This is a genomic window from Acinetobacter sp. YH01011 (assembly GCF_013420785.1).
GTDB classification, from domain to species: domain Bacteria; phylum Pseudomonadota; class Gammaproteobacteria; order Pseudomonadales; family Moraxellaceae; genus Acinetobacter; species Acinetobacter towneri.
Genome location: NZ_VOYG01000006.1, coordinates 90,885 through 109,774, shown reverse-complemented (window position 1 = coordinate 109,774; position 18,890 = coordinate 90,885). Strand labels below are relative to the sequence as shown.

The following is an 18,890-nucleotide window of genomic DNA, read 5'->3' as shown; positions in this document are numbered from 1 at the left end:
CAATGAATATACAACAAACTCCCTTATTTGAACGGACAGTGAAAAAACTAACCAAGCAGCAGAAAAAAGATGTTGATAATGCCGTAATAACCGTTTGGAATAATCCTGATATCGGAGAAGCTAAAGTGGGGGATTTAGCAGGAGTATTTGTTTATAAATTTAAAATGGACAAACAGCTTGTGCTACTGGCTTACTCTGTGAGTGATGACGAAATCATGACACTCTATCTTTTAAAATTGGGCAGTCATGAGAATTTTTATAGAGACTTAAAAAGATAGGTTTACTTCAGGGTGCAGTACAAGTGTTTGTATCTTGCATTAGATCAATCAGGTCTTGAGCGACTAACAGAGTGAGCTGTTCTAGTCGTTGTAATGGATTGCCATCTAAAAAATATTTGTACTGAAAAGTTTGCTGCTGATAATGAATGGCGATAAAAAATGTCCCTACAGGTTTTTCTGGTGTGGCACTGCCGCCTGGTTTCAGTAACCCTGTGCATGCCACAATAAAATCTGCATGTTGAAATAGTTTTTTGCCTTGAACTGCCATGGCTTGTGTGACTTCTGCGGATTCAGCGGTATAGGTGGCAATTAAGTCACTATTCACATGCAAAATCTCACGTTTAATGCTTGGGTCGTAACTGACTAATCCACCAAGTAAAATATTGGCACCGCTATTTTTATAAATAGAAAACTGACTACATAAGTAACCTGAGCTGGCACTTTCAATAAAAGCCACAGTCTGTTGGCGTTGTTCAAGTATGGCACAGCATTGTTTGAGCATGATAAATCTGCAAGTGAATAGAATAAGTTGCTCAAGTGTACTGAATTTTGTCGACTTGTGCGAAAAAACATCAAAAAGTGAAATGCTAAAATAAGAATGTTCACGATATAACTGCCTATAAATACAGTAAAATTTACAATTATAGGTTTAATCGTGGCATGAACGGTGATACAAATAAAAGTAAAGCAAAAAGTAATAAAAAGGATGCTGTGATGAAAACAACGGTGAAATATATCGTTTTAAAAAGTTTGGACTATCAACTTGGTACATCATTATTTGAGGATGAAATTGATGCTGATGCACAATATTTTGACCAAATTCCAAGCATTATTGAATATCAAAACTTGCGCTTTAAAGTGGTGAGTAAAGAACAAAAGCGTTTACAGTTGATTGAGGAAAATGAAGAACATCAAACCATCATTGTCAGAGTTTTGGTGATTTAAAGTCATTTCAATCTAGATTAGTCAGAGCTTCAATATAACAGCAGAATGATTGAGCATCAGTGGAGCGTATCGAAGTTGGTGTTTTTTTAGTCACTGGATGCAAAAAATTGTATTTCACATCACAAGAAAAAATTGAAGAATTGATTAAAAATGCTAACTACGTCACATATTTGTGTTGGTATTTTTGTAGATTAGCATTTTTCAAACGGGCTGTAATGGCTTAAATAAGCTTATGTTTTTTAGATCAATTTTTATTTAAACAGACTGATAATTGAGATAGAGAGAAAATTAATTAAAATATCTTAAAAATATAATCATGACAGATAGAACAAAATATAATTGAATTTTAACGTATTTTTTGAATGCGTGTTACATTTTGGTTTTTATTATATTGTTAAATAATAAAGTGTTTTTCTTAGATAAAATGGCTTTGTTGCACAAAGATTTGAAATGCAAAGCGCCCCTAATTGAGCCAAATTTAAGGCGTAACTTGGGTAAGTGGTCGACCTAATTCCGTAAATCTGTTGAGGACTGCTACACGTGCATGAATTTCATTCACCTGACTAGGAAAGCTTCTTGCCATTAATTTATCGCCTAATAATTTGATGCAATGCATCTTGGTTTCCACCAAACTGCGGCGATGATAGCCTGACCATTTTTTCCATAACGTCCTGCCTAAACGTTTAACTGTTCGAAGTAATTCATTTCGCTCTAGCGAGCTGATCTTTGTATCTTTCCATGGTTTCGCATTTTTTCTAGGTGGAATCACCGCATGTGCTTGCCGATCTGCAATGACCTGACGGCATTGCTTGGTGTCATAAGCTCCATCGGTATAAACAGAGTCAATCTGCTCATCTTGTGGAATCTGATTAAGTAAATCACCAAGCACCTGTGAATCACTGACATTATTGGTTGTGAGCTGAATAGCGCGTATTTGTAGGGTTTTGGCATCTATACCAATATGTAGTTTACGCCATTGGCGACGATATTCAGCTCCATGTTTCTTGCGTTTCCATTCGCCCTCACCTAGAAACTTCATGCCTGTAGAGTCTACGAGTAGATGCAGCCCATCGCTACTTTTTTGGTAGCTGATTGCAATATCAATATGCTTTTGTCTTCTACAAAGCGTACTGTAATCTGGTGCGGTCCAATTTAATCCGCAAAGTTCAATCAGACTTTGCACAAAGCCAGTGACCATACGTAAAGATAGACGGAATAAGGATTTAATCATTAAGCAGCATTGGATAGCTGCGTCGGAGTAGGTTTGATTTCGCCCTTGTTTGCCTTTTGATGGAGCATACCATTGCGTAGCAGGATCAAACCAAATGACAATATTTCCGCGACTCATGAGTGCTCGGTTATATGCGGGCCAATTGGTTGTGCGGTAGATTTTGTGTGTAGGCTTCTTCATTTGAAAATTATATCGCTGAAAAAGCCTTTACAGATAGGTTTGTGCAACAAAGCCCTATGTAATTACCAATAGTATTATTACTTTCGTCCTTATGTATGCCTAAAATCAGCAAAAAATCTATTTTTTAAATTCAGTAATATTAATAGGCTGATCTTTGACTAACTCAAGTACTCCTTCACCACCTTTAAAGTGAATAGATACACCATCATCATTGCTCAGTAAAATACCGCTACCAGATACAGCACGTTTTAAATGATAAACTGTGTCTGAATTATCTACCATTTCTGCAGTTTCAAAATTATCTGAAGATTTTAATTCAATGGTTAAATCTTGTGGGCCATTAAAATAAATAACTTGTGTTTCTGCAGGTGCATTACTTTGTACTTTTTCTTGGCTCACTTCATTATTTGAATTTGAGTTACATCCCATTAAACCGAATGCAAGTAATGTTGCCCCTAAAATATATTTCATTTTTGTACCTTTTCTAAAAAATTGAAGCAAACTTATACTAATGACTTTAACTTTTGATAAAAAGATGGAATTACACTTTTATACTAAATTTTACTGAAAGTAATGAAGCTAAAGTTGACTAAATCAATCAGGAATTGTCTTCTTTAAAAATTAATGCAAAAAAATATAGCAATATATGTTTCTTTAAATAAAACCTACATACACTCACATTCCTTGATCTTGAATTATTGTACGCTCATGTCATCTTAATTTTTGAATTTCAGCTATGAGTAAAAATAAAATGTACGATGCTCAGGTTTTACAGCAACAATATGAGCAATGGCATGATTTACATCGACAGATGCGAGAAGCGCAGCAAAAATGGCAAGCTGCAGAAAAGCTCTGGCAAGAATTACAGGCCTATTATCAAAGTGAACAATGGCTTGAGGACTATGAAAATGCGCCTGAACTTAGCTGCCGCGAAGGGGAATATTCTATATTATCGCAAGATACGCTATGGAATGCTTCGGAAGAACGTCGCCAGCAGGCAATTGATTGGATGAAACTGAGTATAAGTGCGATAGAGAATTAACTTAATCCGAACTTACATCTAATTTATTTTGATCAATAAAATTATCATCACAGTTTTATTCAGTAAATTCACTGTGCATTGAATCAGTTATGTTATTTTGAGTTGGTTTGAAAAAATTAAAAATGAGTATCAACATGAAAAAGTTATATAGTGTTTTGGCTGTTTTAAATGTGGCAACTTTAGCGGCGTGTAGTAATCAGCCTATAAATGAACAAACTCAGGTGCCACAGACCATGCAAAATTGTGTCCCAGAATCTGCTGCGCAGTTAGTTGGTAAAACAGGTTTGACTGAAACACAAATTAAAGCGCTTACCCGAGCTGAAATTGTGAGAATGGTTGCACCGGGTCAGCCTGTAACAATGGATTATCGTATGAATCGCGTCACTGTGGTGGTCGATCCGAAAACTAAAATTATTCTACAAGCTTCTTGCGGCTAAACAATTTTAAGAAATTTTCTCAATATTACCCTGAAAATTTGCTCTGATTTTCAGGGTTTTGCGTTTTAATCAGCCAATCACTCAAAATTAAAGGACTACAGTGTTAATATATCGGTTGTCATAAAATTTTAGATCAGGTCAGATAATGCACTTATTTATGTGTTTGAAAAATCAAGGAAATACACATTGATGCAAGCCTTGAATATATCGACACGCTTAGGTGGATTCTACTTTTTTTACTACGCAATTGTTGGGACGTTTTTGCCTTTTTGGAGCCTGTATTTAGAAGATCAGGGCTTTAATTATCAGGAAATTGGTGTTTTATCTTCTATTGCCATTTTAACGCGCTTTTTCGCGCCTTTTATTTGGGGATGGATTGCCGATAAATCAGGCAAACGGATGCTTTTGGTGCGCATCGCAACTTGGATGGAAGCCAGTATTTGGTTACTGATTTTTATTGTTCCGAATAGCTTTCAGTCTGTTGCATTACTCATGCTAATTTTTAGCTTTTTCCAAAACGCAATTTTGGCACAATTTGAAGGCGTGACTTTGTTTTGGTTGGGCGAGAAACGTGCGGAACTCTATGGCAAAGTGCGTAAATGGGGCTCTATAGGTTTTATTGTCGGGGTTTTTGGCATAGGTGCTATTTTGGAAATTATACCAATCTCCATGTTACCGATGTTGCTACTCAGTATTTCTTTACTGGCATTTCTATGGTCATTCAGTATTCAAGAACCAAGCTCCGCACCCATTGCACAAAAACAACTTGAACCCTTATTGCCTATTTTAAAGCGCCCAGTAGTCTATTCATTTTTTATAATTGAATTGATTTTACTGTTTTCGCATGCGCCATTTTATAGTTTCTACAGTAATTTTTTAAGTCAGGCAGGCTTTAGCACAAGTCAGATCGGTTTCTTGTGGTCTGTCGGAGTGATTGCTGAAATTATTATGTTTGCCTACGCAAGTTTGTTTTTAAAGCGTTGGTCTTGGCGTTCACTGGTTGCTGTATGTTTAATTTTGACAGGCTTACGCTGGGTAATTGTCGGTTTATTTCCATCCATATTTTTTGCGCAATTTTTTGCACAAAGTGTTCATGCCTTTAGTTTTGGCTTATTTCATATCATTGCCATGCGGGTGATTTTTCAAAACTTTTCTGCAGGGCAACAAGGTCGCGGGCAAGCACTTTACAGTACCATGTGGGGGTTAGGGGTTGCACTGGGGAGTATTTTGGCAGGGCATTATTGGGATATTGTTTCAGGCGAATGGATTTTTATTTTTGCAGGATTATCTACACTGATTGGTCTGTGTTTTATTTGGGGATTGCCAAAGCAATTAGAATCGCAGTTAATGTCGAGCGATACCAAAGCCTAGTTGGTAATAGCGTTCTTTTATCAAAAATAGAAGCAAGCAAAGTTGGATGGGTATAGTTTGCTTGCTTCTTACTAATTGATTGCTACATTAAATACGGATTTTAGCGTACTGCTGCCACCACGGTTGAGCTGCTTCGAGTTGTGCAGCCAGTTGTAAAAGCACATCTTCACGTGCAAAAGGCGCAATAAACTGCGAACCCAATGGTAAGTTATCTTTATTCCAATACAAAGGCACAGACATTGCAGGCAGCCCTGTAATATTGGCAAGTTGAGTAAATGGCACCCATTTTAGGTTTTCTTTGACAATGCGATCGACCAATTTACCTTGCGCTAACCAATGTGCTTTACCTGCATGTAATAGTGTTTTTAAAATTGGTTTTTGCCATGCAGGGGTTTTCACTTCGCCATTTTTCGGTGCAACTGAAGCTGTTGCAGGAATAAGGTATAAATCATAACGCTCAAAGAATTGATTCATTTGTGCGACATATACCCCCCAATTATTCAAATTGCGAATGTAATCTACTGACGTGGTTTTTGTGCCAAAGGCAGCCAAAGCCAAAGAGTCGAGCTCAAAATTATCGGAATGATTTGGCAGGCGAGTTTGAATTTCAGCAATTAAATAAGCAAATTGGCTAAACCATGTGGTAATGAAATCTTTGGCCAATTGCATGCCATCAATAGCAGGACGGTCTTCAACCACTTCATGCCCTAAAGATTCTAAAAGCTGTACGGTTTTTTGAATGGCATTGATGGCATCTTGTGAAACAGCTGTACCAATCGGAGATTGGGTCGAATATGCGATTCTTAATTTTTTTGGCGCTTGCTGAATTGCATCTAAATAACTGCGTTCAGGAGCTTCAATTTTGAAAAGTGAATGACCATCTGCGCCATGCGTTGCATCGAGCATTGCCGCATTGTCACGTACACTTTTACTTAAAATATGTTGCATCGCTGCACCATGCATGGCTTCACTGAGTTGTGGCCCCCACGGGGTGCGTCCACGACTTGGTTTTAAACCAAACAAACCACAGTAAGACGCAGGAATACGAATTGAACCACCGCCATCACTTGCCCCTGCAATCGGCACAATACCTGCCGCAACTGCAGACGCAGAACCACCAGAAGAACCACCACTATTGTGTTTCAAATTCCATGGATTTTTACATGTACCCCAAGCATCTGGCTCGGTTATCCCTTTAATCCCAAATTCAGGCGTGTTGGTACGTCCAAAGGTAACGATTCCGCTATTTTCCCAACGATTTACAATTTCTGCATTTTGTTCTGCAAGATGATGCGCACGTTTTAAACCCTGACAACCAAATGAAGTCGGATAGCCTGCATATTGTTGAAATAAGTCTTTGACTAAAAAGGGCACACCTGCAAATGGGCCTGTTAATTTTGTTTGTGTGCGCTGCCGTGCATGTTCATGCATAGGAATAATAATGGCATTTAATTGTGGATTGGTTTGTTCAGCACGTTGTAACGCAATATCTAATAATTCTGAGGCCTGAACATCCTTTTTGGCAACGAGCTCTGCCAAGCCTAAAGCATCATATTGGAGGTATTCTGCAAGTTTCATTTCAATCCTGAAAATCTGTATTGTCAAATTGATGTTGTATGCTATTTTTGTTTAAGAAGCAAGAATGACCCGATTACGACCTTGCATTTTTGCCTGATATAGCGCCTGATCTGCCTGAATAATTAAATCTTGTAAAGGGAGATTGGTGGGTAAGTGTGTATGTGACACGCCCATGCTTACTGTAAAATGAATGGGTTCAAGGTTTTCTAAATTTAACGCTTGATGTTCAATACACATACGAATACGTTCTGCAATGCGTTGAGTTTTATTTAAGTTATTATTGTTCAGCAAAATAATGAACTCTTCACCACCAATGCGACAAAATAAATCGTGATCACGTAAATTGCTTTTAACGATGTTAGAGAGATGTTGCAAAGCACGGTCACCGACATAATGCCCATATTGATCATTCATTTTTTTAAAATCGTCGATATCTAACATAATTAAAGACAATGAATGATTGTTTTTATGCTTTAAAGCTTTTTCACTTAACTGAGTAAAACTACGGCGGTTCAGTGTTTCGGTTAAACTGTCATGATTTGCCAAATACAATACTTCTCTATACAACTGATTTCGGTTTTGGCTAATCACACATAAAATTAACGTGGCAAGACCTAAAATAATTAAACCCACACGAATAGAAATAATGGTGGTTAAATAACTCGAATTCACTTGATCTATAAACAAGCCTGTGACGCTGTGATACAGAGTTAAACAGACCAAGCTATTAATCAGTGCCAAATTGAAAAGTTGATAGCTGGCAGCTGCCCAAATTAACGCAGCCAATGGATATAATAGTGCGCCTGGCCCATAGAAAATATGGGTGCAGGCGATAGAGATCAGTAATGCAAAAAAGGGCAAGATATCCTGAATTTGAGTTTCTTTAGCATATTGATTATTTATAAGTTTTTTGAATTTAGACCAGCCTGGGGCAGCCAAAATTAAAGGTAAGACAATTACCGCATTTAAAATTTCACCAGACCACCAAGTAAAAAAATCAATCCAACGATTTTCTTTTAACATAAAGGTGTGCGGCAAATTTGGCAGCAGAAGAATGGCAAATAAAGCCCCAAAGAAACAGCCTAAAGTTACAGCAATAATATGTGGATATAGCTCTGACACATTATTATTGCTCGCTGGAAGTTTAGCGCGGGCAAAATTAAAGAAAAACAACCCACTAAAAACAGCTACAAAGTTGGAAAGCGTTAAACCTAGCGTCATCAGGAAAGTATTGTCTGTGACCAAATCGGCGCCCATATAGCCAAAAAAAGCACCCAAAATTCCACCAAAACTTTTTAAAGATGGAAAGCGAATGAGTAGCCCCAACAAGAGGGCGTTGCTTGGCCAAAAAAAAGAAAAGTAGCTAAGTGGGCGAGTAAAAATACCCAATAAACAAGAAAAAAATACCACAACGGCTAGCAGTCCAAAGGCAAATATTTGCTTTTGAGTCGAAGATATAGTTTGCGGTATGCTAAAGTTTTGCAAGTACTAAACTCACTTTTGCAATGGGTTGATAATTAAGAAAAAAACTTGAATGAGTGTGACGTTCACAACAGAAAGGCGATCATATCAAATAACCATTACCTACAAAGTCGATTAAATGTAAACTAAGTCACATTTTCGTTAAATAAAATTGTTGTCTTATGTTTATGCTTGCAGATTTGGATTAAAAATATGCTAAGTTGTCTAAACGGTTTATATCTTTAAATAAATGTATGAAAAAAATATATCTAACCACAGTTTTAAGCTTATGTTCTGTCTGCGCGATTGCGAATGAAAATACAACAATAGATTCAGCCAAGTTAACGCCAGTAGCAGCAGAAACGACCAATAAATTTCGTGTGGTGACCCGTCCAGAAATTGTGGGGCTGTGGGGCATGCAAATCCCAAATAATCGTAAATGTATTGAATATTACAACTTTAAAAGTAATAGCGATGTGGTGATTAAAAGCGGTCAAGAATGGTCTGCAGGTGTATATGATTATCAACCTTCACAAGACCCTGCAAATTCGTTACCGGCTTTAATTTTGCAAGTTAAATATGACAATAATGAAGTGGATTGTTCTGGTTATCAGGAAGACCAAACAGGCGATATTTCACAATATTTTGTAAAATGGAAAAATGCGCACACCATTAATTTCTGTAGTAATGAAAAAGCAGAACAATGTTTTGCGACGTTGTACCGCGTCCTGCCTTAAACTTTTCATTATTTGGTCTATTAGAGATCTTTTATAAACTCGTACCCCTCATCCTGTAGCGCGTGTATTGATCATCTAGAGCGCTAAAGCACAAAAGTAGTGAATTTCAATCTTTCATTAGACGAATTATTGATGATCATTTTTCGAATCCAGAATCAATTAACAAGAGCGACACATTTTAGTGAGTTGAAAAGTTAGGTGAATTCTTAGAATCATTAGACTTTTTCAACCAGCAATGACCTTATTACATAAATTTGGAGCAAGCTGTGATTTAAAGGTTTGAGGAAATTTAAATATAATTAAAACATAGTGTTAGATATTTGTTTCAACAAAGCTCTTACAAATAAGACTTTATTTTCTCTTATTCATATACGAGTGTACGAGTGCATTTTAATTTAATGAAAATTTTATCGTCTTGCTGAAAATAAAAACGGCTACTGAGCCATGCAAGCATTTTGCGACACATGGCTCAGCAATAAATCCATAATTATGCCTCGTCAATTTCTAAAGGATTTAGACTTTGGACAGAACTTGCTTTAAATGGTGCAGCAATTTGCTTTAAATCTGAACCCGATGGGGCTTGATACACTTTTAAGCCAAACTCCGGAATAATTGCCAGCAAATGATCAAAAATATCGGATTGAATACTTTCATATTCTTTCCATGCAGTGGTTTTGGTAAAGGCATAAATTTCTAGTGGTAAACCTTCACTGCTTGGCTGTAGTTGACGAATAATCAATGACTGAGATTGATTAATACCTGGATGTTGTTTCAGATAAAACTCAACATAGGCGCGGAAAGTCCCTAAATTGGTTAAACGGCGTTGGTTGTATTGTGATTGATTTGCTAACTGCTGATTAAACTGCTCAATTTCTTCATTTTTGCTATGTAAATATTGATCCAATAACAAAAACTCTTTAAGTTTGCTTTGTTCATGTTCAGTCATAAAGTGCACAGAACTTTGATCAATTAAAATGGCACGTTTAATACGTCGGGCACCAGCTTCCTGCATGCCACGCCAGTTTTTAAAGGTATCGGTAATGAGTTTATTGGTTGGAATAGTGGTCAGGGTTTTATCCCAGTTTTGCACGGTGACTGTATGTAATGACATATCAATGACATCACCATCGGCATTTAAAGAAGGCATTTCAATCCAGTCACCAATCCGTACCATATCGTAGGAAGAAATTTGTACCGAAGCCACTAGAGATAAAATGGTATTTTGGAAAACCAACATCAAAACAGCAGCCATCGCACCAAAACCTGCGAGTAAGGTAAACACATCTTTTTTCAGGAAAGTGCCTAAAATCATGAGGGCACAGACCACATAAATAATGAGTTTAACTAACTGCAAATAGCCCTTAATTGGCTTGTTGCGTGACTTAGGGTTGCGTTGATAGAACAGGTTAAAAATATTTAAAAATTCAGAAATTGCCAATGCAATGGTCAGGAATATAAAGGCTTGCGCACCCATTTGCACAAAGCTTTCTACTTTATCTGACAAATGCGGTACGGTGGTGATGCCGTTCATAATCACGACAGCTGGGACAATGTTGGCAATACGTCGGATGACACTATGCTGTGAAATAATTTCACTATTGGCAAAGGTCATTTTAGAAATCAGTTTGCGAATCCCGCGCACTACAATTTGCTTGGCAATAAAGTTGGCTAAAATTGCCAGTAGAATCACAATACTGAGTGAGGTCAGCATTTCTAACCAAGGGTATTGGTTATACCATTCCTGAATATTTTGAATAAAATTAAATTCTTGCAAAAGGTCCTCGCTTTAAGGTTGCTGATTTTCGTCTGCACGGCACTTAGAATTTTGGCCTGCAATTCACCTTAATTCTTCATTGATGTATGAAATTGTTAGATAGTGTATCGACTAAAGTTTAAATTTGAAGGCTGAGTAACTTTTTGCTACATTTCAATTATTTGTTTTTACTGAAAGTTTTCAATCAAGTTGCAGTCATAATAAAAAAGCCAGTACAGATACTGGCTTTGAATAGATACCTAGCATAAATATTTGCATAAATACTTGCGTGATCTACCACATTAAATCATCTGGAATCACATAGGCTGCGTATGGATCTTCTTCATCTGTCGTGGCTTCATTTTTCTCGGCATTATTGACAATAATAAAGCCTTCCATTTTGCTATTAATACGTTCAGCTAAAGCTTTAGGCAGGAACGCATAACTGTCATTTTCTTTGGCAATCACCAAACTACCTGCCACGAGTGCATTGTAAATTTGTTGATTGATATACACTTTTTTAATCTTGCCATCTAAAAACTGATAAGCCACTTCACCATCGGTATCACGAATTTTATGCTGCTGAATCATTTGCATAATTGCTGCTTTCAGTTCTTTTTCCTGTAAAGCGGCTTTCTTTTCTTGCTCAATAGCTTGGTCTTTGGCGAGTTTTTCTTGCTGTGCCTGTGCAATTTTGGCTTTCACTTCAGCATCTTTACTTTCACCTGTGCGCTGTTCGTGTAAGGTTTGTTTAGACAGTTTTTTTGCCTTTTTATTATCGACTAAACCCGCTTTGAGCAATTGTGCCTGTAGTGCATTTTTAACCATGATAATTTCCGAAACTTAATGTTGAAGATGTCGATAGCGAAAATAAATAATCCAATACACCAAACTCAAACTTAGGCTGAGTCCTGCAGGTACCAGAAAAGAATTCAGTTTAAATGTAGGATAAATGGCTGCAGCGAGTAATCCACCCACAAAGAAACCAATTAAAATCAGTAGGTGTAAAACAATACGTCTTTTTTCAACTTGTAAGCCCCGCACTCGATAACCGAGGGCTAAGCCTAAATCGGTCAATACCCCAGATAAATGTGTGGTGCGGATGATGGTGCCTTTATAGTAGCTGATCATGGCATTTTGTATGCCCATGGCAACTGACGCCCAAAGCAGGGCATAACGTGGGAAATAAGGCAATAATACCCAGCAGATTAAAATAAAAAAAGCCACCAAACTCATGGGAAAACCATAGCGACGCCCTAAGCGAAAATTGCTATTTCCTAAAATGACGCCGCTATAAAATGAGCCAATCACATAGCACAAAATCACCAGAAACAAGAAAATCATGGCTTCTGGTTTCCAGTCGATTAGCGCCATCGCCAAGATACTAACGTTACCAGTCATGTGCGAAACGGACTGGTGCAATACGGTCACCAATCCGAGTACGTTAATAATTCCAGCATTGACGGCTAGAAAAAAAGCACCAAATTGCACCCAAAGGGGTAAAGTTTGAAAAGGCATAATGAGTGATTGCGTAAGTTTCCTAACGCATTGTATCTTAACTCAAACCACGGTCAACCGCAGTAGTAAATAGCACATCGGTAGATGAGTTAAGTGCAGTTTCGGTTGAATCTTGCAATACGCTAATGACCATACCAATTGCAACAACTTGCATGGCAATATCTGAAGAAATACCAAATAAGCCACACGCTACAGGAATCAGCAGTAACGAGCCGCCCGCAACGCCTGAAGCACCACAGGCCGACACCGTTGCAACCACAGATAAAATCAGCATGGTGCTAAAATCGACAGAAATCCCTAAGGTATTTACTGCAGCTAAGGTCAAAACGGTAATGGTGACTGATGCGCCTGCCATGTTAATTACTGCACCTAACGGAATTGCAACACTCGCGGTTGATTCCTGTACGCCTAAACGCTTGGCTAAGTCTAAATTGACAGGGATATTGGCTGCAGAACTACGGGTAAAGAAAGCAGTAATGCCACTTTCGCGTAAGCATTGAAAAACTAAAGGATAAGGATTGCTGCGGGTCACAAATGCCACCATGATTGGGTTGATGACCAACGCGACAAAGAACATCGTACCTAACAAGACTGCCAATAATTGAGCATAACTGGCTAAGGTGCTCAAGCCTGCATCGGCAAATGTCACGGCAACCAAGCCAAAAATACCGAAAGGCGCAAAGTTAATCACCAAGCGAATAACGCGATTGACTGCATTGGCTGCATCATTCAACAATGCTTTGGTGGACTCTGTAGCATGGCGGAAGGCAATCCCTAAAGCCACAGCCCAAGCCAAAATACCAATAAAGTTGGCTTCGGCAATGGCAACTACAGGGTTAGCAACAAAACTAAGTAAAAGATTTTTCAAAATTTCAGCAAGACTGCCCGGCGGGGTTAATTCTGACTGTGTTGCAACATCTAAAAATAATGTACTTGGGAAAAGCGTACTTGCAATAACTGCACTGAGCGCAGCCAAGAACATACCAATCGCATACATCAGCATAATCGGTTTGATATAGGCATTGCTGCTTCCAATTTTAAAATTGGCAATCGATGCCATGACCAAAATAAAGACTAAAATTGGCGCAACAGACTTCAGGGCTTTAATAAATATATCACCCAAAAGGCTTAAATAGGGCGCAGATTCTGGAAATAAAATTGCAACAGCCACACCGAGTACAATTGCAATCATAATTCGGGAGACTAAACTCAAACGCAAAAAAGCTGAAAACATACGAAAATAAGGTAAAAGAAAAGCGGCTATTTTATACTGAAATGTCCATGTGCTTAAAAATAATTTTGATATAAAAGTTAAGTCTATATTTTTAAAAGTGATATTTATTAAACTGTTTAAATTTCAGCAAGATAAAAGTACTCATTGATCAAAAAGTATGTGTGTTGAACATCCAGTTTTAAAGATAAAATTAAAGATCAATTTCTTGATCTTTAAGTCAGTTCAGGCGCAAGCTCTTGCATGGCTAAATAATGTGAAAAAAAAACTTTTCCATTTAAATGCTGCAAAAGTTTTGAGTGTTGTAATTTGTCCATTACCGGGCCTTTAATTTCAGAAAAATGCAGACAAATATTCAATTTTTTTAGTTCAAGATTTAAATCTTCCAGCATTTCGAGTGCGCTTAAATCAATACTGCTAATACTCGAACAATTCACCACTACATGCTTTAACTGAGGGTTTTGGCTGACTTGATTAATAAAAAAGCCTTTTAAAGTATTGGCATTTAAAAAGGTTAGATTTTCATCAATTCGCATGGATAGCACGTGTGGCGCGGTACGCACTTGATGCCGCTGAATATTACGAAAATGTTGTGTGCCTTCAAGTAAACCAATTACCGCAATATGTGGTCGGCTAATACGCCACAACATTAGAATAAAGGTGGACACAATTCCAATAATTAAACCTGTCGAAATATCAATCAATATGACGCCAAAGAACGTCACCCACATGGCTAGACCATCGGCTTTGGAATAACGCCAAGTTTCTTTAAAAGACTGAAACTCGACTAGTTTCCAAATTGAAACAATAATGGTTGCAGCCAAAACAGCCAGAGGTAAATCTTGGAAAAATCCCGTGAAGTATAAACTGACAATAACAATCACAATGGAGGTAAACACACCTGCCATGGGTGTTTTTGCACCTGCATCGGCATTCACGACGGTACGCGACAAACTGCCTGTGACGGGAAAAGAAGAGCTGACACCTGCGCCAAAATTGGCTAAACCGAGTGCAATGAGTTCCTGATTGCTATTTAAGTGACTGCGCTGTTGTAAGGCGGTGGCTTGTGCAATAGACAATGATTCTACAAAACTGATCATGGCAATCATGGCTGCGCCCGGAAGAAGCTGCAGAACGAGTTGTGTATTCCATTTAGGGAGATGAATAGGCGGGAATCCTGAAGGAATTTCTCCCACAGTTTTAATTCCGACTTGTTGCAAATGCAATGAATAAACCAAAGCAATCGAACCGATCACCAATACCAATGGCAAGGCTTTTAAGATAAAACCATTCCCTCGAACACGTTCACGAATGGCATTACTGTTGATGATTTTAGGGGCGTAAATTAGAAATAAAATGGCAGCAACACCCAAGAGCACGCTATAAAGATGGGTTTGTCCCACATATTGCCAAAAGCTGTATAAGAACTCGGGTAAGTTATTGGCTTTAAGGGGGATGTCTAACACAAATTTAAGCTGTCCAATCGCAATCATTAATGCAGAGGCAATAATGAAGCTTTTAATAACAGGATGGCTAATGAGTTGAATTAAAAAACCGAAGCGAAAAATCCCTAAAAGTAGCGAAATAATGCCGACCATCACAGCAAGTAAACAGGCTGCTTGAATATAAGCTGCCGAGCCGACTTCAAATAATGGATTGAGCGTCGCAAAGGTCATCATGGAAATAATGGCGACTGGGCCAATGGACAAGGTTGGACTGCCACCAACCAAGGCGTACATGATCATGGGGATCACGCTGGCATATAAACCCATGACAGGAGGTAAACCTGCAAGCATGGCATAAGCCATCCCTTGAGGTACAAGCATGGCAATGACGATAAACGCAGACAGCAGATCAGATTTCAATGTTTCTGCATTGTATTTTCGCAGCCATTGCCAAGCAGGCAGTACACGAGCCAAACGTGAATTGAAATCTGACATACTGAAATCTAAATCATAAATTTAGATATATTATGAACAAAAAATGCTAAGAAGTCTTTGAAATAGCAGGAGAGTATTCAAGTTTTATGGTGATGCCTGATAATACAGGCATTATCATTTAGTCCTGCGGGCAATAAAGTGCATATAGGGTATTAAGTACCTGCACCATTTTTTCATCTTTAATTGAATAAAAAATTTGCTTGCCATCACGGCGGGTATTCACCACATCACTTTTACGCAGCATCATTAATTGTTGCGATAAAGTAGGCTGATGAATTTGAGTTATTTCTTCAATTTGCGATACGTTTAATTCTTGTTGAGATAAATGACAAAGAATTAAAAGACGGTCACTATTCGCCAAAGATTTTAAAATTCCAACAACGGTATCCGCAGATTCACGCATTGATGTGATTTCAAGACCATCGTTCATTGTTTTATTCTCTTAATTTACAGCTAACCCAATATATATTAGGCGGGAGTGGAAGATAAATTATATAACATAAATCATTATTTATATATGAGAACAAGTATCATTTAAGAAAAGATATCAGCCAATCATAAATAATGGCCTGATATTCTAATCAAAAAATTGATAAAAAAGTGGCTGAGTTACAATAAAACCTATTTTTTCACCTGTTCAAAACTTTTTAATTCTTTCTCACTAAATTCACTCGATGCAGCTAATAACTCGTGAATTTCTGGGTTATACCAAGCAAAGTATTCAGACATTTTGGCACTAAAAGTATCATCTAGGCTTATCTGCGCAGCATTGTGTTGCAACAAGGCTTGCTGATCTAAACTGCTGATAAAACTTTTTAAGGTGGCACTATCAAAATAATATGCAGACTTAAATTGTGCAGAATCTGCAGCGCGTTGTAATACGGTTTTGGTCATTTTTTCCAAAACTTTCAGATTTAAAGGGATGTGTGCGCTATAACGCTGCAAAAGCCCTTGAATCAATACGAAATTATTTAAACTTGGTTTTGCCAGTTCAGCTAAGGCATAGAGTTCATGCTGTGTAGCTGGGTTCGGCTGTAATTGCAGATTTGCTTCTGTAACCCAATTTTGCTGAATAAAGTACGCCACAATTTTTTCGATTTCTTGAGAAAGTTCTTGCGCCGTCCATGCCAAGAAAAACTCTTGCTTCAAATATGGATAAATCGCCTGCAGTTTTTGCATTAAATCTGCGCATGATAATGCTAAATTTTGTTCATTAAACTGCTGCACAATTAATGCTACACACGCAGGCAAAATAAAGCAGTGCAAAATATTATTGCTAAAATAGCTCAATAAGATTTTTTGGCTTTCTGCGACTCGAATCTGTTCTACACCATCTTGGTTATAACGCTCAACTTGTTTAAGTTTTAGCGCATATTCAATAATTTCTTGTGGATTTAAACCCGTAATAATCATACGTGGGTCGTAGCACAATTGTTTGAGCAAACGTCGATATTGTTCAATTCGGGCGAGCAGCTCATCTTGTTTCAATGCATGCTGATCGGCATTTAATAAAATCAGAGAGATGAGGGCGATTGGGTTAATCACCACCGCTTTATTGATATTTTCCAAGATTGCATGCGCAGTATGATCTACCGTGTGAATCACAGAGGTCGGTAGTTCATCATTTATGTTCAGTTTTACATCGCGTGCTTGGTTGGCAGTTAAAACATCATCTAAAAATACAGGTTCGCCAAAGTTGACATAGACCTGACCAAAGACTTTTTCAATTTTACGGGCAGAGTTTAAAATACCCCATAAAGATTCGGCTTCTTTCGGTTTGCCGTTTAATTCATTTAAATAAGATGTGCCTTCAATCAGTTTTTCATAACCAAAATACGTTGGAATAAATGCAATTGGTTTGGTTGCTCCGCGTAAATGGCTTTGAATGGTCATCGACAACATGCCTTTTTTCGGCGGTAACAATAAACCTGTACGTGAGCGTCCACCTTCAATGAAGTATTCGAGTGGGGTGTTGCGTGACAATAAACTGTGTAAATATTCTTTAAATACCGAGGTGTATAATTCATTGCCGCTGAAAGTACGGCGAATAAAATACGCACCTGCACCACGCACTAATTGACCCACAATTGGTAAATTTAAATTAATACCTGCTGCAATATGCGGCACCATCAAGCCACGATTAAAAATCACATAAGACAGCAACAAATAGTCGATGTGGCTACGATGACAAGGGGTATAGACGATTTCATAGTCTTTGGCGAGTTCGCGTACCGTGTCAAAGTGATGCACTTCAATGCCATCATAGAGCTGTGTCCAAAGCTTGGTCAGTGCCAGTTCAGCAAAACGCAAAGTCGAATAAGAAAAGTCCGATACAATTTCAGTTAAATAGCTTTTAGCACGGTTTTCTGCTTCAAACATACTGACTTTTTGTTCGATACTTTCTTTACGAATAGCTTGTTGTACTGCTTCACTTTTCATCAACGCATGAATCAAATTACGGCGGTCAGATAAGTCTGGGCCTAAAATCGCTTCTTTGTGTTGATTAAAATTGTGTTCCAGATGTTGCTCAATAAAGTGCGCAGGCGATAAGTGTGGTTGTTGTTGTGTGGCTTGTTCAATAAGCTGACGTAAGGAAATTGCTTTATGAAACTCGATGTAGTTATCACGTGAATAGAGCGAAATATTAATGGTTTGTTTAAGCTTGTTTGGCGTAGACCATGCATCGGCAAATAATGCTTTAAACCAAGAGTCTTCGTATTCGGGTGAACGTCCCCAAAGTACAGTTACGGGAACTAACAACACATCATGTTCAGGATGTTGCTCTAAGGTTTCAATGAGTCGAATCAATTTAGCAGAGTAGTGATAAGCACTGTGCTGTGGGTTTTTCTCACGCAAGACCAAAATGGAATCGTCTTCCTGATGCTCGGCAATGTTTAAAGGCGCATACACAGAAGGTAAACCACGAGATTGCGTCTGCTGATCAATCAATACGGTATTGCTGAGAGAGGCATCTTGCAGCACATAACAAAATTGTGTTTTTTCAGAGCTTTGTGCAACACGATGTTCTAATTCTGCAGTCGTGCCTAATACTTGTGGCGTCACAATCTTATCTAAGATTTTTTTAGTGAAATTACGATAAAGCTGACTGTAACGTTTATTAGACATTGCATTCCCTACATTTTGTTATGTGTTGCTATTGTCAAAAAATAAATAGCAAATTTCAAACC

Annotated in this window: 17 protein-coding genes and 1 pseudogene; 6 read left to right on the top strand and 12 right to left on the bottom strand. The window is 37.9% G+C overall.

Annotated elements, in window-relative coordinates; all coding sequences use genetic code 11:
• Positions 1-2 precede the first annotated feature (2 nt).
• Positions 3-278, top strand: coding sequence for a type II toxin-antitoxin system RelE/ParE family toxin (locus tag FTT78_RS05510; RefSeq protein ID WP_004973465.1), 276 nt, complete (start codon positions 3-5; stop codon positions 276-278).
• Between the two features lie 7 nt (positions 279-285).
• On the opposite strand, the gene FTT78_RS05505 is transcribed toward FTT78_RS05510, so the two are convergent.
• Positions 286-780 carry a CinA family protein gene (locus tag FTT78_RS05505; RefSeq protein WP_096901591.1) on the bottom strand — a complete coding sequence of 165 codons (495 nt, stop codon included), beginning with the start codon at positions 778-780 and terminating at the stop codon, positions 286-288.
• A 212-nt stretch (positions 781-992) separates the two neighbouring features.
• On the opposite strand from FTT78_RS05505, the gene FTT78_RS05500 reads away from it, so the two are divergent.
• Positions 993-1,223, top strand: coding sequence for a hypothetical protein (locus tag FTT78_RS05500; RefSeq protein ID WP_026438431.1), 231 nt, complete (start codon positions 993-995; stop codon positions 1,221-1,223).
• Between the two features lie 478 nt (positions 1,224-1,701).
• On the opposite strand, the gene FTT78_RS05495 is transcribed toward FTT78_RS05500, so the two are convergent.
• Both FTT78_RS05495 and FTT78_RS05490 read right to left on the bottom strand, forming a co-directional pair.
• Positions 1,702-2,634 carry an IS5-like element IS17 family transposase gene (locus tag FTT78_RS05495; protein WP_104852498.1) on the bottom strand — a complete coding sequence of 311 codons (933 nt, stop codon included), beginning with the start codon at positions 2,632-2,634 and terminating at the stop codon, positions 1,702-1,704.
• Positions 2,635-2,751: 117 nt separating this feature from the next.
• The gene (locus tag FTT78_RS05490) at positions 2,752-3,105 is read right to left on the bottom strand and encodes a hypothetical protein (RefSeq protein ID WP_180043664.1); all 354 of its coding nucleotides are present in this window, start codon (positions 3,103-3,105) and stop codon (positions 2,752-2,754) included.
• Positions 3,106-3,370: 265 nt separating this feature from the next.
• Here FTT78_RS05490 and FTT78_RS05485 point away from each other — a divergent pair, with 265 nt between their 5' ends.
• The 3 genes and pseudogenes from FTT78_RS05485 (at position 3,371) to FTT78_RS05475 (ending at position 5,484) form a co-directional block, all read left to right on the top strand.
• Positions 3,371-3,676, top strand: a complete 306-nt coding sequence (locus FTT78_RS05485) for a DUF4298 domain-containing protein (RefSeq protein WP_180043666.1) — start codon at positions 3,371-3,373, stop codon at positions 3,674-3,676.
• Positions 3,677-3,912: 236 nt separating this feature from the next.
• Positions 3,913-4,113: pseudogene (locus FTT78_RS05480) on the top strand (I78 family peptidase inhibitor); the annotation flags it as partial.
• 189 nt (positions 4,114-4,302) lie between these two features.
• The gene (locus tag FTT78_RS05475) at positions 4,303-5,484 is read left to right on the top strand and encodes an MFS transporter (RefSeq protein ID WP_180005958.1); all 1,182 of its coding nucleotides are present in this window, start codon (positions 4,303-4,305) and stop codon (positions 5,482-5,484) included.
• 87 nt (positions 5,485-5,571) lie between these two features.
• Here FTT78_RS05475 and FTT78_RS05470 read toward each other — a convergent pair whose 3' ends face one another.
• Together FTT78_RS05470 and FTT78_RS05465 are read right to left on the bottom strand one after the other, a co-directional pair.
• Positions 5,572-7,062, bottom strand: coding sequence for an amidase (locus FTT78_RS05470; RefSeq protein ID WP_180043670.1), 1,491 nt, complete (start codon positions 7,060-7,062; stop codon positions 5,572-5,574).
• Between the two features lie 51 nt (positions 7,063-7,113).
• Positions 7,114-8,547: a GGDEF domain-containing protein gene (locus FTT78_RS05465; protein ID WP_207973578.1), complete on the bottom strand. Its 1,434-nt coding sequence runs from the start codon at positions 8,545-8,547 to the stop codon at positions 7,114-7,116.
• Positions 8,548-8,777: 230 nt separating this feature from the next.
• Between FTT78_RS05465 and FTT78_RS05460 the strand changes: the two genes are divergently transcribed.
• On the top strand, positions 8,778-9,260 hold the full coding sequence (locus FTT78_RS05460; RefSeq protein WP_004973490.1) for a hypothetical protein: 483 nt from the start codon (positions 8,778-8,780) through the stop codon (positions 9,258-9,260).
• Positions 9,261-9,747: 487 nt separating this feature from the next.
• On the opposite strand, the gene FTT78_RS05455 is transcribed toward FTT78_RS05460, so the two are convergent.
• The 7 genes from FTT78_RS05455 to plsB form a co-directional block, all read right to left on the bottom strand.
• Positions 9,748-11,034 (bottom strand): mechanosensitive ion channel family protein, encoded by a 1,287-nt coding sequence (locus FTT78_RS05455; RefSeq protein WP_096901601.1) that lies wholly within the window; start codon positions 11,032-11,034, stop codon positions 9,748-9,750.
• Positions 11,035-11,307: 273 nt separating this feature from the next.
• A complete protein-coding gene (locus FTT78_RS05450; RefSeq protein WP_004973493.1) occupies positions 11,308-11,841 on the bottom strand; it encodes a DUF2058 domain-containing protein in 534 nt (177 codons plus the stop codon).
• A gap of 15 nt (positions 11,842-11,856) precedes the next feature.
• Positions 11,857-12,531, bottom strand: coding sequence for a YoaK family protein (locus FTT78_RS05445; RefSeq protein ID WP_004973496.1), 675 nt, complete (start codon positions 12,529-12,531; stop codon positions 11,857-11,859).
• A gap of 37 nt (positions 12,532-12,568) precedes the next feature.
• Positions 12,569-13,765 (bottom strand): serine/threonine transporter SstT, encoded by a 1,197-nt coding sequence (gene sstT, locus FTT78_RS05440; protein ID WP_179994194.1) that lies wholly within the window; start codon positions 13,763-13,765, stop codon positions 12,569-12,571.
• A 212-nt stretch (positions 13,766-13,977) separates the two neighbouring features.
• Positions 13,978-15,702, bottom strand: a complete 1,725-nt coding sequence (locus FTT78_RS05435; RefSeq protein WP_180043672.1) for a SulP family inorganic anion transporter — start codon at positions 15,700-15,702, stop codon at positions 13,978-13,980.
• Positions 15,703-15,820: 118 nt separating this feature from the next.
• Positions 15,821-16,132, bottom strand: a complete 312-nt coding sequence (locus FTT78_RS05430; RefSeq protein WP_154320733.1) for a metalloregulator ArsR/SmtB family transcription factor — start codon at positions 16,130-16,132, stop codon at positions 15,821-15,823.
• Positions 16,133-16,323: 191 nt separating this feature from the next.
• Complete coding sequence (plsB, locus tag FTT78_RS05425) at positions 16,324-18,828, bottom strand: glycerol-3-phosphate 1-O-acyltransferase PlsB (RefSeq protein ID WP_180043674.1); 2,505 nt, start codon at positions 18,826-18,828, stop codon at positions 16,324-16,326.
• Between the last annotated feature and the right edge of the window lie 62 nt (positions 18,829-18,890).

Excerpts from the sequence above, each read along its gene's own strand:
- FTT78_RS05510 (WP_004973465.1), top strand. The coding sequence starts at position 3 with ATGAATATACAACAAACTCCCTTATTTGAACGGACAGTGAAAAAACTA.
- FTT78_RS05505 (WP_096901591.1), bottom strand. The coding sequence starts at position 780 with ATGCTCAAACAATGCTGTGCCATACTTGAACAACGCCAACAGACTGTG.
- FTT78_RS05500 (WP_026438431.1), top strand. The coding sequence starts at position 993 with ATGAAAACAACGGTGAAATATATCGTTTTAAAAAGTTTGGACTATCAA.
- FTT78_RS05495 (WP_104852498.1), bottom strand. The coding sequence starts at position 2,634 with ATGAAGAAGCCTACACACAAAATCTACCGCACAACCAATTGGCCCGCA.
- FTT78_RS05490 (WP_180043664.1), bottom strand. The coding sequence starts at position 3,105 with ATGAAATATATTTTAGGGGCAACATTACTTGCATTCGGTTTAATGGGA.
- FTT78_RS05485 (WP_180043666.1), top strand. The coding sequence starts at position 3,371 with ATGAGTAAAAATAAAATGTACGATGCTCAGGTTTTACAGCAACAATAT.
- FTT78_RS05475 (WP_180005958.1), top strand. The coding sequence starts at position 4,303 with ATGCAAGCCTTGAATATATCGACACGCTTAGGTGGATTCTACTTTTTT.
- FTT78_RS05470 (WP_180043670.1), bottom strand. The coding sequence starts at position 7,062 with ATGAAACTTGCAGAATACCTCCAATATGATGCTTTAGGCTTGGCAGAG.
- FTT78_RS05460 (WP_004973490.1), top strand. The coding sequence starts at position 8,778 with ATGAAAAAAATATATCTAACCACAGTTTTAAGCTTATGTTCTGTCTGC.
- FTT78_RS05450 (WP_004973493.1), bottom strand. The coding sequence starts at position 11,841 with ATGGTTAAAAATGCACTACAGGCACAATTGCTCAAAGCGGGTTTAGTC.
- FTT78_RS05445 (WP_004973496.1), bottom strand. The coding sequence starts at position 12,531 with ATGCCTTTTCAAACTTTACCCCTTTGGGTGCAATTTGGTGCTTTTTTT.
- sstT (WP_179994194.1), bottom strand. The coding sequence starts at position 13,765 with ATGTTTTCAGCTTTTTTGCGTTTGAGTTTAGTCTCCCGAATTATGATT.
- FTT78_RS05435 (WP_180043672.1), bottom strand. The coding sequence starts at position 15,702 with ATGTCAGATTTCAATTCACGTTTGGCTCGTGTACTGCCTGCTTGGCAA.
- FTT78_RS05430 (WP_154320733.1), bottom strand. The coding sequence starts at position 16,132 with ATGAACGATGGTCTTGAAATCACATCAATGCGTGAATCTGCGGATACC.
- plsB (WP_180043674.1), bottom strand. The coding sequence starts at position 18,828 with ATGTCTAATAAACGTTACAGTCAGCTTTATCGTAATTTCACTAAAAAA.